The 1205-nt window shown below is 59.5% G+C and carries 1 pseudogene; it reads right to left on the bottom strand.

The features are described 5' to 3' along the window. A pseudogene (locus IMZ29_RS22415) lies at positions 1-1205 on the bottom strand (Tn3-like element IS1071 family transposase); the annotation flags it as partial.

Genomic DNA, 1205 nt, shown 5'->3' with positions numbered 1-1205 from the left:
GCTGGAGATCGAAACCTGCCAGATCATTCCCAGACTTGGTGCCACCACTTCAACTGGCAGCTTTCTGGATCCTTTGAGATATAAAGCTTGCAGCTTGGCAAGGTACTCGATGGCAGGATGCTCGCCGGTGGCCTGCCAGGGCAGCTTTGCAATGGCGACGAGCAACGACCGCACGGGGCGAATTCCATCAATCAATCCCTCGCGGACCAGGGAGGCCCTGCTCGGTGGTTTGCGTTTCTGGGTTTCGGTGATCAAGGCTTCAAGACGGGCACGCAACTCAGCATCTGGCACCGCACCTTGCGCGCTCAAGGCAACAAGTTCGCCGAGCAGCGTTTTGTACATTGCGGCCCAATTGACGGTAGCGGGGACATCGGCGGCAGCCTGACGCCACAGATCGGCGATCCGGCGCTGCACCATAAGGATCAACTGGTCTGTGGTGGTGAACAGGCAATACCGAAGAAAGCATGCGACCTCCACGGTGCGCGCTGGCTCTTTGATCTTGGCTCCGGCTGAGGGCGGCCTGGAGACAAGTCGGCGCGCGTAGCGGCGCAAGATGAGATCGGGGATGTCTGCCAGGTGCTTATGAACGTCCAGCGTGTAAAGCAGGTCGATGCGCTCCAGTACCTCGCTGATTTGGCGGGTTGAGTGTTTCGCCGGTGCAGCCCATAGCCAACTCTGCTGGGTTTGTCCATCTGGGCGCAGCTCTGAAACTGAGGCTCGCCAGCGATCAAGTGTTGCTGGATCAACGCTGGCGGCGATGGCGGTGCCTGTTTCAACTTCAAGCTGGGCAAGTGCCGCCGCAATCAGTGTCCGAATTGCCCGCTCGTGCACGATCACCAGCTTGTTCTTGTACAGCCATTGACGCGCCCGCACGAGTAGCTGATCGCGGTCGGCGCAGCGCGCCACTTCGTCGCGCAGTTCACGTACCAGTGAGCGGCGCTGGTGCTCGCTCATCCACTGGAATCCAAGGACCGTGCAGGCTACTTGTTGGTGATCGAATAGCGTGCGCCCGCGTTCATACATGGCTCTCAGCGAGGCGACTTCTGGTGCTGCAATGCCAAGCTCGTTGCCAAGGTGGCGCCACAAGGCTACTGGAATTACCCGAAAGGCACCGAGCAAACGCCCACTCATGCGCAGGAAACCAATATGGAGCGCCAGACCAAGCTTGTGGGAATCACCTCGGCGTGCATTGATTGCGTCGCGCT

The organism is Verticiella alkaliphila, from assembly GCF_018904615.1.
Lineage (GTDB): Bacteria > Pseudomonadota > Gammaproteobacteria > Burkholderiales > Burkholderiaceae_B > Verticiella > Verticiella alkaliphila.
The sequence above is the reverse complement of the archived record's forward strand: the minus strand, read 5'-3'. Positions and strand labels throughout refer to the sequence as shown.